This is a genomic window from Pedobacter sp. R-06 (genome assembly GCF_049913135.1).
In the GTDB taxonomy this organism is placed as follows: domain Bacteria; phylum Bacteroidota; class Bacteroidia; order Sphingobacteriales; family Sphingobacteriaceae; genus Pedobacter.
Genome location: NZ_CP183977.1, coordinates 2,636,502 through 2,649,909, shown reverse-complemented (window position 1 = coordinate 2,649,909; position 13,408 = coordinate 2,636,502). Strand labels below are relative to the sequence as shown.

The 13,408-nt window shown below is 36.6% G+C and carries 15 protein-coding genes; 7 read left to right on the top strand and 8 right to left on the bottom strand.

Translation table 11 applies throughout. The features are described from left to right. Positions 1–50: 50 nt before the first annotated feature. Genes ACN9MR_RS10840 through ribD form a run of 3 tightly spaced genes read right to left on the bottom strand, consistent with a single transcriptional unit; the run spans position 51 to position 2,574 of the window. Entirely contained in the window at positions 51–665 is a 615-nt protein-coding gene (locus ACN9MR_RS10840) for an IMPACT family protein (protein WP_426329703.1), read from the bottom strand. Next, the gene (locus ACN9MR_RS10835; protein ID WP_426329702.1) at positions 652–1,521 is read right to left on the bottom strand and encodes an EamA family transporter; all 870 of its coding nucleotides are present in this window, start codon (positions 1,519–1,521) and stop codon (positions 652–654) included. Before ACN9MR_RS10835 ends, ACN9MR_RS10840 begins: the two co-directional genes overlap by 14 nt. Further along, a complete protein-coding gene (ribD, locus tag ACN9MR_RS10830; RefSeq protein ID WP_426329701.1) occupies positions 1,522–2,574 on the bottom strand; it encodes a bifunctional diaminohydroxyphosphoribosylaminopyrimidine deaminase/5-amino-6-(5-phosphoribosylamino)uracil reductase RibD in 1,053 nt (350 codons plus the stop codon). An 80-nt stretch (positions 2,575–2,654) separates the two neighbouring features. Here ribD and prmC point away from each other — a divergent pair, with 80 nt between their 5' ends. Further along, positions 2,655–3,515, top strand: coding sequence for a peptide chain release factor N(5)-glutamine methyltransferase (prmC, locus tag ACN9MR_RS10825; protein WP_426329700.1), 861 nt, complete (start codon positions 2,655–2,657; stop codon positions 3,513–3,515). A 74-nt stretch (positions 3,516–3,589) separates the two neighbouring features. Here prmC and ACN9MR_RS10820 read toward each other — a convergent pair whose 3' ends face one another. Both ACN9MR_RS10820 and xerD read right to left on the bottom strand, forming a co-directional pair. Then, positions 3,590–4,111: a hypothetical protein gene (locus tag ACN9MR_RS10820; RefSeq protein WP_426329699.1), complete on the bottom strand. Its 522-nt coding sequence runs from the start codon at positions 4,109–4,111 to the stop codon at positions 3,590–3,592. An 18-nt stretch (positions 4,112–4,129) separates the two neighbouring features. Beyond that, positions 4,130–5,029 carry a site-specific tyrosine recombinase XerD gene (gene xerD, locus ACN9MR_RS10815; protein WP_426329698.1) on the bottom strand — a complete coding sequence of 300 codons (900 nt, stop codon included), beginning with the start codon at positions 5,027–5,029 and terminating at the stop codon, positions 4,130–4,132. A gap of 49 nt (positions 5,030–5,078) precedes the next feature. On the opposite strand from xerD, the gene aroQ reads away from it, so the two are divergent. Both aroQ and ACN9MR_RS10805 read left to right on the top strand, forming a co-directional pair. Continuing rightward, positions 5,079–5,495, top strand: a complete 417-nt coding sequence (gene aroQ / locus ACN9MR_RS10810; RefSeq protein WP_230149900.1) for a type II 3-dehydroquinate dehydratase — start codon at positions 5,079–5,081, stop codon at positions 5,493–5,495. Between the two features lie 11 nt (positions 5,496–5,506). After that, positions 5,507–6,226, top strand: coding sequence for a TlpA family protein disulfide reductase (locus tag ACN9MR_RS10805; RefSeq protein WP_426329697.1), 720 nt, complete (start codon positions 5,507–5,509; stop codon positions 6,224–6,226). Here ACN9MR_RS10805 and ACN9MR_RS10800 read toward each other — a convergent pair. Continuing rightward, positions 6,223–7,236, bottom strand: a complete 1,014-nt coding sequence (locus ACN9MR_RS10800) for a glycosyltransferase family 2 protein (protein ID WP_426329696.1) — start codon at positions 7,234–7,236, stop codon at positions 6,223–6,225. The genes ACN9MR_RS10805 and ACN9MR_RS10800 overlap by 4 nt on opposite strands. Positions 7,237–7,241: 5 nt before the next feature. After that, positions 7,242–8,114, bottom strand: coding sequence for a lysophospholipid acyltransferase family protein (locus ACN9MR_RS10795; RefSeq protein WP_426329695.1), 873 nt, complete (start codon positions 8,112–8,114; stop codon positions 7,242–7,244). A gap of 39 nt (positions 8,115–8,153) precedes the next feature. Here ACN9MR_RS10795 and ACN9MR_RS10790 point away from each other — a divergent pair, with 39 nt between their 5' ends. The 4 genes from ACN9MR_RS10790 to bioB all read left to right on the top strand — a co-directional run bounded on the left by ACN9MR_RS10790 (position 8,154) and on the right by bioB (position 12,607). Then, positions 8,154–8,765: a WbqC family protein gene (locus tag ACN9MR_RS10790; protein WP_426329694.1), complete on the top strand. Its 612-nt coding sequence runs from the start codon at positions 8,154–8,156 to the stop codon at positions 8,763–8,765. A gap of 3 nt (positions 8,766–8,768) precedes the next feature. Continuing rightward, entirely contained in the window at positions 8,769–9,890 is a 1,122-nt protein-coding gene (corA, locus tag ACN9MR_RS10785; RefSeq protein ID WP_426329693.1) for a magnesium/cobalt transporter CorA, read from the top strand. 345 nt (positions 9,891–10,235) lie between these two features. Beyond that, entirely contained in the window at positions 10,236–11,585 is a 1,350-nt protein-coding gene (gene mgtE, locus ACN9MR_RS10780) for a magnesium transporter (RefSeq protein WP_057935270.1), read from the top strand. A 20-nt stretch (positions 11,586–11,605) separates the two neighbouring features. After that, positions 11,606–12,607, top strand: a complete 1,002-nt coding sequence (gene bioB, locus ACN9MR_RS10775) for a biotin synthase BioB (RefSeq protein WP_426329692.1) — start codon at positions 11,606–11,608, stop codon at positions 12,605–12,607. Between the two features lie 268 nt (positions 12,608–12,875). On the opposite strand, the gene ACN9MR_RS10770 is transcribed toward bioB, so the two are convergent. Continuing rightward, a complete protein-coding gene (locus ACN9MR_RS10770; RefSeq protein ID WP_426329691.1) occupies positions 12,876–13,286 on the bottom strand; it encodes an organic hydroperoxide resistance protein in 411 nt (136 codons plus the stop codon). Between the last annotated feature and the right edge of the window lie 122 nt (positions 13,287–13,408).

Below are 13,408 nucleotides of genomic sequence, written 5' to 3'. Positions count from 1 at the left end.
TGCTGATCAACACAGATTTTATCTGTGTTCACCCTTTTAATCTGTGGTTATTAAATCGTTTGCAGGTATTTTAATTTAACACCTTCAATTTTATCAAATTTACTTAAAACCTGATTGAGTTGTGCTTTTCTCACTTCAAATTTCAATATACAATCCGTATCAAATTGTTGTCCTAAGATCTGCAAATTTTCTTCTTTACTTAACTTCATCACCTCGTTCATTTGCAGGTATTCGAAATGTGCTTCATAAACGTCGTTAACCGTTTTGTTAATAACTGTAGATGCTTTAATTGCTTCTATACTAGATGTTTTGTATGCGTTAATTAAACCGGGCACGCCAAGTAATGTACCGCCAAAATAACGTACCACAACAATTAGGATATTAGTCAGGTCTTCAGATAATAAACAGTTCAGGATTGGCCTGCCTGCAGTACCAGAAGGTTCTCCATCATCATTCATTCTATAAACAGATCGATCAGGTGTTAAGCGGTATGCATAACAAAAATGATTGGCCTTAACATGTTCTGCGCGAAGTTTGTTAATAATCGGCTTTAATTCTAATTCACTACGGATTGGATAGGCATAAGCAATAAATTTGCTTCCTTTATCTCGAAAGATACCCTCTGAGGCACTTTCGATAGTTTTATAAGAGTCATCGAACAGCATTTTGTGATAATGTAATGAAAATAATAGCAGCAATAGCGAAGATGATGCCTGCGTAATTTAACTTGCTCAGCTTTTCTTTAAAGGCAATAACACCAATTAAAGTGCCTACTATGATTACGCCTAAATTCATCGCCGCAAAAACAGTAGATGGATTTTCTGCCAGCGCTTTATGGGCTTTCATGTAAAAAAGAATATTCCCAAAATTGAACAAGCCTAAAATAAATCCGCAAACTACATTAACCAACTGTAATTTTGTTTTGCCGGCCACTACCATCGAAATTACAATAAGCAATGAAACAATAAATGCCAGGCAAAAAACAGTAAAAAGCGAGGTGGTATAGGGTAATTCTTTATATAATGCAATTTGTTTAAAAAGGACATCGATCACCCCAAAACCGATGAAAACCATAATGGGGTAGAGCAGGTTTCCTTTACGACCTTCTTTTTGATCAGATTTTCGAAGAAAAGTTAAGAAAATAGCCGCAAAACCGATCGCCAGGCCTATAATTTTCAGGTTATTAAAATCTTCTTTAAAGATGAAATAAGCCGCTAGTATCGGGATAAATAGCGATAAACGTTGTGCAATATCGGTTTTAACAATGCCGAGGTTTTTTACAGATGCTGCAAGGAATAAAAATATCGACGGTAATAAAATAGCCAAAGCAATATAAATAGGCCATGGTGCGGCAGGGGTGATCAGTTTAACATCGGGCTTAAAAAAAAGAAAACATAAGCTTAATGCAGTAAAATAGTTAATGGTAACGGCTTGAATAATGCTGATTTGGTACCGTTTTGCCAGCTTTAATAAAACAGCTACGGTAACACTACAGCAAATGCTTAAAATAATGTAGATCATTTATTTGATGTCGTTTAAATAGATAGAGAGTTTGTCATTTCCGATTTGTACTGATTCCTGCAGAATTCCATTAATGTTTGGAGAAGAAATCCCATCGCCCCAACTTGTAGATGAAGTAAAAATACGTGCTTCATCCCATAGGTTAGTATTTAAAAATTGATTTAAAATATTGGCGCCACCCTCAATAATTACCGATTGTATATCCATCAGGTAAAGCTGAAAAGCAATTTTTTGCGCTAAATAAAAGTGCATATCTTCCATCTGGATATAATGGATATTTTCAATAACATCAGTTTTAACCTCATTAAAGATAATGGTTTTGGCTGCTGTATTGAAGATATGGTTTGTTATTGGCACTTGAAGGTTCTTGTCGATTACCAAACGGATAGGGTTTTTGCCTGTCCATTCCCGAGCGGTCAATTGCGGATTATCCATAATGGCAGTTTGCTTGCCGATCAGGATTGCATCTTCTTCACCACGCCATTGATGTGCCAAACGTTTGGCCAAAGCTCCGCTGATCCATTTCTGGTGACCATCTTTTGTTGCAAAATAACCATTTGCAGTTTCAGCCCACTTTAAGATAATATAAGGTCTTTGTTTTTGTATCCTGGTAAAAAACCTTCTGTTGAAATAGCGGCATTCATCATCCAAAATTCCACTCACCACTTCAATTCCTGCATTTCTGAGTTTTTCAATGCCTTTACCATCAACACCCGAAAAAGGGTCTCTATTGCCAATCACTACTTTCTTTAGCTGATGTCTTACCAATAAATCGGCACAGGGTGGTGTTTTGCCAAAATGGGCACATGGCTCTAGGTTAACATAAGCAGTAGCCTGTTTCAAGAGATTTTCGGCCTCATTACCATGTTTATCAAAAACAGCTTTAACGGCATTGGGTTCGGCGTGCGATTTTCCATATTCCTGATGATATCCTTCTCCAATAATTTTGCCGTCTGCAACAATAACACAACCAACCATTGGGTTCGGACTAACATTCCCTAAAGCCAGGGCTGCAAGGTCAAGACAGCGTTTTATATAAAATTCATCGCTCATTAAGGCAAAAGTAGTAAAAAAAGAGTCATGGCCTTATCAAAAGAGAGCCGTTATCATCCCAATTAAGTAATTTTGTAAATATGAAGATAGGAGAATTAGCGGCGCATTACGAACTCGAACTTGAGCCTTTATACGATAGTAATGAAGCAAAAGCATTATTTAGTATTGCGGCCGAGCAAGTTTTGGCTTTATCTTCAGCTAAACTGATCATGCAAAAAGATACTGATATCAGCTTTATCAATATACAGAAACTTTTAAGTATCCTTAACGACCTGCAAATCGGAAAACCCATTCAACATATTTTGGAAGAAGCCCATTTTTATGGCGGTGTATTTAAAGTTAACGAACAGGTGCTTATCCCGAGGCCGGAAACAGAAGAACTTGTAGATTGGATTATTTCAGATAACAGTTCGCAGTTTTCAGCTAACACTAACCATAAAATCAGCATTCTTGATATTGGAACCGGCTCTGGATGCATTCCCATCACACTTAAAAAACATTTGTCAAAGGCTGAAGTAGCTACATTGGATGTTTCTGCTAATGCCATTGCCGTAGCCAAAGAAAATGCGGAACAGATCAATGTGAAGATCAAATTTATTGAAGCAGATATTTTGAATTTCAAATCTGAAGAAAAGTTTGATGTTATAGTAAGTAATCCGCCTTATATCAGAGATTTAGAGAAAGCGGATATGCATAATAATGTGTTGGTATACGAACCACATTTAGCATTATTTGTTCGTGACGAAAACCCCTTAATATTTTATAAAGCTATTGCTGATTTTGCAAGAACAAACTTAAAACCTAGTGGACAACTTTATTTCGAAATCAACGAATATTTAGGTAATGAAACAATTGAAATGTTAGCTGCTAAAGGATTTATTGACATTGAGTTAAGGAAGGATATGCAAGGAAAAGACAGGATGGTGAGAGCAGGGATTTAAGATGCTCTAAGGCTGAGGGTAGAGGTCAGAAGATAACGTTTCCAATTTAACTTTAATGTGGTAAAAGATAATTGTTAAACTTTTTTGAAGTTTAACTTTGACTTAGTTAATTCAATAATGTCATTAAATTGCTGTTCACTTGTTTTAGACTTATGCAACATGAGAAATATTCTGTTGTCAATGAACAATATAAAAAAATCATTGCTAATTGAGTAATTTGAGAATGCTTCCCATTTTAAATAATATCTTTTTTCTTTATCAAAATAATTAAACTCATCATCAGTAAATTCGTAAGTATAAATGAAATTCTGTTTCTCGTGTTTTTCACCCAGGGCATCCATTTCTCTAAAAAAAAGAGTTCGCGCATTTAAGATTCTCAGTATATAATTAAAAGTCAATATGAAAAGTATCATTCCAACTATTCCGTAAAAAGAGGAGGTTGGCCCCTTATCGATGGCAATTAAAATCATTAATCCTACTGTTAGCACAATATAGATGAGCAATTTTATATAGCTCTTCCTAATTTCTAATCTAAATTTTAGTCTATTAGTTTTAATGAAAATTGATTTATCAAATGGAATTGTAATGTTGATCATTTTTAAATTTAATTATCGTTAAGCCCGTGGATGAAATTGCGTAATTACCTCTCTTAAATAATCTCTATCAATGTGCGTATAAATTTCTGTGGTGGTAATACTCGAATGACCAAGCATTTCCTGTACGGCGCGTAAATCGGCACCACCTTCAATTAAATGCGTGGCGAAGGAATGCCTTAACGTATGCGGACTGATCGTTTTCTTTAATCCGGTAGATATAGCCAGACTTTTAATCAGGTTAAAAATCGAAATACGCGAAAGTTTAGCGCCAAAGCGGTTTAAAAAGATGAAATCTTCGTGCCCTTTCTTAATATTGGCATGCACACGTACTTCTTTAATGTAAATATCGAGCAGTTTTAAGGCTACGCTTCCAATGGGAACTAAACGTTCTTTATTGCCTTTTCCAATTACTTTTATAAATTCTATCTGTGGGAACAAATTTGAGATCCGTAGTTCGGTTAATTCTGTTACACGCAAGCCACAGCCGTATAACACTTCCATAATGGCTTTATTGCGCATGCCCTCAGGCTTTGAGGCATCTATGGCCGCAATAAGTTCATTAATCTCGTGAATGTTTAATGTGTCTGGTAGTTTTCTGCTGAGTTTCGGTGCTTCAAGCAATGTTGTAGGATCATTTGAAATTACATCTTCGAGCATTAAGTAGGCGAAGAAAGCTTTTAATCCTGATATTACCCTCGCCTGTGTGCTGGCTTGCATACCCAGTTCATTCAACCAAGAGATAAAGGATTTTAGATCACTTATGTTGATGTCAGTTAGTTTGGGTTCTTCATTTAGAGATTGAAAATACTGGATCAGTTTATCAATATCATTCAGATAGGCATCAACAGAATTACCAGATAACGACCGCTCTAGCTTTAAATACGATTTAAATCCTTTAATATATGATGGCCAAAGCATGCTTTTATTTGAGATTTTTTATAACATTGCAACGTTACAACATTATATTATGAAAATACAAATTATTAACGGCCCAAACTTAAACTTACTAGGTGTACGCGAACCATCTATTTACGGAAACACCAGTATTGAAGATTATATTAAAGAATTAAAAACGGTTTATCCGGATATCGAAATTGAATACTATCAGAGTAATGTTGAGGGCGAAATTATTAATAAACTCCATGAAGTTGGTTTTAGTTATGATGGAGTAGTGCTTAATGCTGGCGGTTATACCCATACTTCCGTTGCCATTGCTGATGCGATTGCAGCTATTAAAACGCCAGTAGTTGAGGTGCACATATCCAATATTTATGCCCGCGAAGAATATCGTCATGTTTCTTTAACCGGTAAAAACTGCCAAGGTGTTTTAACTGGTTTTGGCATAAAAGGTTATCGTTTGGCTATTGAAAGTTTGTTGATCTAGATTTTTATAAAATGCTCAGAAATCTATTATTAATCGCTCTGTTATTTACTTATCTTTTTTCTTCCGCGCAAGATAATAATCCTAAGAAAAATGTACTCAACGAGCAATCGGTTGTGAGGGGAGAAGATGGCTTAGTTTACCCTTATCAAGTTTGGAAAAAGCTGATGGCCACGGGGAAATATGGATTACGCGATCGGAAAACAAAAACCGAAAGCGGAAAGCCAGAGTACGTAATTGTTGAGTTAACCCAATCCCAGAAAGTTGCCTACTTTGAAAATATAACAAAGCCAACGCCAAGCGATGTTTTTATGCTTGATCAGGTTTTTACAGGAGTAAAAGTTACGGATATGAATGGTCAAAAATTCGATCTAAGAAATTTGGACGGAAAGACATTGGTGCTAAATTTTTGGTTTATCGGCGGAAATACAGGGAAAATGTTAATCCCACAATTAAACGATCTTTTTGATGAGTTTAGAGACAATAAAAATGTTGTTTTTTTATCAATCTGCAATAATGATAAAAATCAAATCAAAGATTTTTTAAAAGAAACTCCATTTAAATTTAACATTGTTGATGATGCGCGTAATATAGCTGAAAAATATAATGTTAAGCGCTATCCGACAACTGTTGTAATAGATAAAAATAATCAAATAAAATTTAGTAGTTTAGGTGTTTCTTCAAGTACAGGCTACTGGATAAAAAAGGCCATTGATGAATCGTTAGTACGCTAAGTCAACTTAGAAAAGTATTTAATCTTCTTAATAAAAAATGCCCAAACAACACTGTTGTTATACACTCCAGTATGTTGGCTATACGCTTTTTGAATGGCTTTCCGCTTTTTGTTGGTTTTAGAAAGCGATTTAAGGAAATGCCAATGGCCTTTACTCACCGCCATGGTGAATTTTGGTTTTCCGGTAAGCAAAAAGTGCCACCATGCAATAAAATCTATAAACATCCTAATCGTAATTCGGAAAATGGCATCACCTGCAGGTAGGTTTTTCTGCATGATGATGAGGTTGTTTCTGAAGTTGAGATAAGTTTTAAAAGGATTCTCTGTTTGCAGTGTTCCACCTCCAACATGGTAAACTTCTGCATCCGGACAGTACATAATCTTGTAATTGAGATTCTTTAAACGCCAGCACAGATCTATCTCCTCCATATGGGCAAAAAGATCGGCATCTAAACCACCTGCTTCTTGCCAGCATTTGCTTTTAATAAAAAATGCAGCTCCGCTGGCCCAAAAAACTTCCGTTTTATCATTGTACTGGTCATTGTCAAACTCATATACATTAAACAGTCTGCCACGGCAGAAAGGAAAAGAATAGATGTCCAAATAACCTCCGGCAGCACCCGCATACTCAAATTGTTTCTTATTTAATTGCCACTTAATTTTAGGTTGTGCTGCAGCAATCTGCGCATCGCTTTCCATTAAATCAATTACCGGCTTTATCCAATTGGGAGTTACCTCAACATCCGAATTGAGCAGGATAAAATAATCAGCCTCAACACGCTCTAAAACCTTATTATAGCCTCCGGCAAAACCGTAATTCTGGTCGTTTTGAATAATTTTAACGGTAGGAAAGTTTTCCTGTAAAAATGAAACAGAATCGTCGGTGGAGGCATTATCGCCCACAACAATTTGCAGATTATCATATTCAGAAAGCAAAATTCCGGGTAAAAATTGCTTTAAATATGCTTTTCCATTCCAGTTTAAAATTACAACGGCTACTGAAGGGTTCATTCTTTTTATTCGGGTTTAAATTTCCAGCGTTTATGGCTCCAAAGCCAGTATTGAGGCTGTTCTTTAATGATATTTTCTAAAAACTTAAAATGCAGATTCGTAATTGCGAACTCATCCATGTTAGCTGGATCGAGGCACATAGGCAAAACTTCTACATGGTAATAACCTTTTTTTACTACGTTAACCTTGAAATAGTATACCGGTCTTTTAGTAGATCTCGCAATTTTTTCTACGCCTAAAAGCGCGGCAGTTTGCTGGTGTAAAAAATCTACGAAATATTTGGTTTCTTCTCTGGTTGGTGATTGATCGCTTGCAAAACACAAAAGTGTAGGCTCACTTTTATAGGTGGCCATACCACGGAGCGTTTGCCTCATGGCTATGAAAACATTGCCATATTTTGTACGCATACAATCAAACCAGGTTTCAAAAATTTTGTTGTTGATGGGTTTATAAATCACCATGGTTTTGGCGGAAATACTAAGTCCTAAAGCTAAAGTGCCTAATTCCCAGTTACCATAGTGACCAGTACAGGCAAGTACACTTTCTCCAGTTTTAAAATGAGTTTCTAGTTGTTCTAAGCCCGTAAATTTTACCCGTTTTAAAGTTTCAGCCTTCGAAATGCTGGTCATTTTAATAATTTCGAAAATAAGTTCAGCCAGATAGCGGAAGAATTTTTTCTCAATAGTTTTAATTTCGGTGAATGATTTCTCAGGAAAGGATTGCGTTAAATTCTGTCTGACAACTTTTTTTCTATAGCCTATTACATAATAAAGCAGATAATATAGTAATCTTGCAAAAAAAAAGAGCAAAGACAAAGGCAGCAGCGATAACAGGTATAAAAAAAATACGCCAACGTGCGCAATCCCTCTTTTAATCATTATTTTTAAAACGTTTCAACTACAAACATAAATTTTCAAATGCAGAATACAGCTATACTTCCATTATTTTATCTTCCACCAGTGGGCTATTTTAGTTTATTACAAAAGCTGGAGGTAGATTTTTTAATCGAAAAACATGAACATTTAGCTAAGCAGACTTACCGTAACAGGGCCAGTATTTATTCGCCAAATGGGAAACTCGATATTACAGTTCCTGTGGTTAAAGGTTCAAAAACACATACGCAAATGAAGGATGTGCGGATTAGCTATGATTTTAAATGGCAACGTTTACATTGGTTGAGTTTAGAAAGTTGCTATAGAAGTTCAGCCTATTTTGAGTTTTATGAAGATGAACTTTCGCGGTTTTATAATCAAAAATTTGAATTCCTTTTCGATTATAATCTTGAATTGGTAGAATGGCTCTCCAAGAAGTTAAAGTTCAATAAAAGCTTCGAAGTTACCACCGAATATTTTGATGATATCGCTCCTGAACTTGATTTTCGTACCATTATGAATCCTAAAAAAGAGGAAGATATTGTAAAAAATAAGCCATATTATCAGGTTTTTGAAGATAGACATCAATTTTTACCCAACTTAAGTATTGTTGATTTGTTGTTTAACCAGGGTCCGCAAGCCCGGCTATATTTATAAAGTATGGGAAAAAACAAGCCGCGTAACCGCCATAAACACTATAAAGTTCCAGCCCCGGGTACCAGTCCGGGTTTATACACTATTGATGAAGATGCATTAAAACCAATTATTGTACTTCATATTTATAACGATAAGAGTTATAAAAAAATGGAATTGGAAAACATTAATAATATCGATAAACTGATTGAAAATAAAGACTTCTGCTACTGGTTTGATATCAAAGGATTAGCAGATCCTAATATATTCGAAACACTTTATTCAAAATTAGGTATCAGCAGGCTTGTATTAGAAGATATTACCAGTTCTTACCAGCGGCCCAAGCTGGATGAATATGATAATGACAAGTACATTTTCGCAGTGAGCAGGCATCTGTTTTTAAATGAGGAAAATATTTTAAATAATGATCAGGTCTCTTTTATCCTGTCCGAACGTACATTAATTACCTTTCAGGAAACTTACGCCGATTGTTTTGAGCCCGTAAGAAAACGTTTAGAAATAGGGAAGGGAAACATTCGTATTGGTGGTATTAGTTACCTGATGTATGCCATTATGGATGTGATAGTGGATAATTATTTTTCCTTGTTAAATTTTTGGGGCGAAGAGCTGGATGCTATTGAAGATCGTTTATATGATCATCCTGACCGGAGAATCATGTACGATACACAAGCGATTAAAAGGTCGTTAATCATGATCCGAAAAGTAGCCTGGCCGGAGAGGGATAAGCTGAATGATATTATCCGTACGGATAGTCCGTTAATATCAGATCTCACCAAAACCTACATGAAGGATGCCTACGATCATTGTATCCAGATTATTGATTTTATAGAATCATTAAAGGAGATTGCTTCAGCCAATATTGATATGAATTTATCAATCATCAGTAATCGGATGAACGAAATCATGAAAGTTTTGACCATCATTTCATCCATATTTATTCCATTAACCTTTATTGCAGGGATTTACGGAATGAACTTCAGTAGGGAAGACCCTACAACCGGAAAGATATTGAAAGCTAATATGCCCGAATTATACGCTGAACATGGTTATTTGTACACCTGGATCGTAATGATTGTAATAGCGATTTTGCAGGTGATTTACTTTTGGCGTAAAGGCTGGTTTAAATAGTGTTTCATTCTTTTAAGAATGTGTTTCAAGAATGTTTTAGCCTATATTCGTCATCTTGACCTTTAGCCAAGCGGAAAGCTGCGAAGTAAATTTATTTCAGGGCTATTCTGTAAGAAAGATGCTGCAACAAGTTCAGCATGACGATTGCATCAGGCAAATAGGCTATATTTAATGGTATTGGAAAGATTGAAATCTCTGATCCTAAAGATACCTTGAAATGTGGAAGGCGAAAATAGAGGCCCCATTAAGTTCTTACTTAATAGGGTGGAAAAGATTAAACAGAAATTTTAATAAAAATCAATTTTTAATATTTGTAGCTTTAGGGGATTTTTGGTTAGGTTATAGATGCAGTCATTCGAAATAGATAAAAGCGACGTACTCAAGGTTAAAAATGCAATTTTAGCTGGTGATGAAACTTTAAAAATAGTTTTAGAGGAGTATCATGCCTCAGAAATCGCGATTTTGTTTGAGCGTTTGGATAAATCCGAACAGCGGCATATTATCAACCTGCTTCCGGCAGAAATAGCTTCTGAGATTATTTCTGAGATGGATGAAGAGTCCCACCCGGAGGATTTACTTTTTGAGCTCCACCCCGATAAACGTACCGAAATTGTTGAGGAACTGGATTATGACGATGCAACTGATATCATTTCCCAACTGGAGGATCATGAACAGAAAGAAATTTTAGAAGACCTTACCGAAGATCATGCTTCAGAAATCCGGAATCTTTTAACTTACGACGAAAAAACCGCTGGTGGTTTGATGAATACGGAGCTGATCTGTGTAAATATCAACCTCACTAAAAAAGATGCGATCGACGAGATTATCCGCCAGAGTGAAGAAATGGAGGAGTTTTATACCATTTACGTGGTTGATGATGACGAGATCTTTAAAGGTATTGTTTCGTTAAAAGACATTATTAAAGCAAAGCACAACGCCAAAATAACCGAATTAGTTAAAGTAGATGCGGTTTATGTACATCCCGATACTGATCAGGAAGAAGTGGCGAACCTAATTTCACAATATAACTTAACCAGTATTCCTGTTATTGATGATCACCAGAAATTACTCGGCAGGGTAACATTCGATGATGTAATCGATGTAATGGAGGCCGAAAGTACCGAAGATATCTTGAAAATTTCCGGGGTATCAGAAGACGAGGAATTGAGCGGTAACTGGGTGGAGGCTGTAAAATCGCGTTTGCCATGGTTAATCATTAACCTCGGAACTGCCTTTTTAGCTTCGTCTGTAGTGCGTTATTTTGATCCAACCATTAAGTTAATTCCTTCTTTAGCGGCCTACATGACCATTATTGCGGGGATGGGTGGAAATGCAGCTACCCAGGCACTTGCCGTAACGGTTAGGCGTATTTCACTTTATGATTTGACTGATAAACAGGCTTATCGGACTGTTTTAAAAGAATTTACCGTAGGTTTAATAAATGGTGCATCCAACGGATTAATCGTATTTATTTTTGCTTACTTTTTTGATGGAAACCCAATGCTTGGATTGGTTATCTTCCTGGCTATGACAGGCAATCTGGTAATTGCAGGCATCACAGGTGCTGGTATTCCATTAATTTTAAAACGGGTAGGTATCGATCCTGCCATTGCATCATCTATAATTATTACTACTTTTACCGACGTTTTTGGTTTCCTATTAATTTTAGGATTGGCCAGCAAACTTTTACTATAGATTAAAAAATCCTGATCTCCATGCAAACGACAAGACACGATTGGACAAAAGAAGAAATATACGAAATTTATAACAGACCATTTTTAGATCTGGTTTACGAAGCCGCAAGCATCCACAGAGAAAATAAAGATTACAATGAAGTGCAGGTAAGTTCATTAATCTCGATCAAAACCGGAGGTTGTGCCGAAGACTGTTCATATTGCCCACAGGCAGCCCGTTACCATACCGAGTTAGAAGTTCAGCCATTGATGCAGGTTAGCCAGGTGGTTAGCGCCGCAGTTAAGGCAAAAGAGGGTGGTGCATCACGCTTATGTATGGGAGCTGCATGGCGCGAAGTACGGGATAATCGCGATTTTGACCGTGTGATTGAGATGGTGAAGGCTGTGAATGATATGGATATGGAAGTTTGCTGTACTTTAGGCATGCTTACCGAAAACCAGGCACAACGTTTAGCTGATGCTGGTTTATATGCGTATAACCATAACATTGATACCTCTGAAGATGATTACAAACGTATTATTTCGACCAGAACTTACGACGATCGCTTAAATACTATAAAAAATGTACGTAAAGCTAAATTAACGGTATGTAGTGGTGGTATTATCGGTTTAGGCGAAACAGTAGAAGACCGTGTTTCAATGTTGCAGACTTTATCAAACATGGAAAAGCACCCTGAGTCAGTTCCCGTTAATGCTTTAGTACCCGTAAAAGGCACTCCTTTAGAAAATCAGCCACGCGTTCCAATCTGGGATATGGTAAGAATGATTGCTACAGCACGAATCGTAATGCCAAACTCGGTGGTACGTTTATCAGCTGGTAGAAACGAAATGAGCACCTTAGAACAGGCTTTTTGCTTTATGGCAGGTGCAAGTTCTATTTTTGCAGGCGATAAATTATTAACTACGCCAAATCCTGCATTTGTAGATGATATGGCCATGTTTGAATTGTTGGGACTAAAAACCCGCGATGCCTTTAAAAATGGCAGACCAGCAAACACAAAGATTGAGCAGGAAGCTGTTTAATTCGATCTATCTGTGGTGTCAGTTGTTTCCGATCAACACAAGATAGATTTCAAACCATAATATTATAACTAAAAAAGTCCCGACTAAAATCGGGACTTTTTGTTTTAGGGTAATTGAGGTGTTAGATGCTTGTGGTGTCAGATATTTCTATTTTACAAAGGTAGACTCCTATTTTTGCCTGTGGTGTCAGATATTTCTATCTGACACTGAGTTGAATTCTATTTTGTAAATCTGTTTGAACAGCCAGATGGTAACATCCGACTTCCCTTTACACTGCAGTTACCCTTACTTCAATATTCCCTCTAGTTGCTTTAGAATACGGACATGCCCTATGCGCTTTATCAGCCAAAGCCTGGGCTTCCTCATGCGAAATACCTGGAATGTGTACATCAAGGTCGGCAGAGAGAACAAACGCGTTGCCATCTTTATTAAAAGAAACCAATACTTTCACACTCGCTTCACTAATATCAACACCCTCGCGCTCTGCTACTCCACCTAAGGCGCCCAAATAACATGGCCCCCAGGCAGCAGCGAACAATTCTTCTGGGTTTGTGGCACCTCCTTGTCCGCCAAGCTCTTTTGGCTTTCTTAAATCGAAATCTAAAATTCCATCACTCGACTTAACGTGCCCATCTCTTCCTCCAGTAGCTGTAACTTCAGCTGTATATAGCTTTTCCATAATGTTTCTTATTTGATTAGACTAACAAACTATGCTTGTCTTTGTTTTTAGTCAGTTTAAAGACTGCCTAAACATACCATTAATGGCTTAAATGGACTTAGTGTAAACGATTAATGGCTATT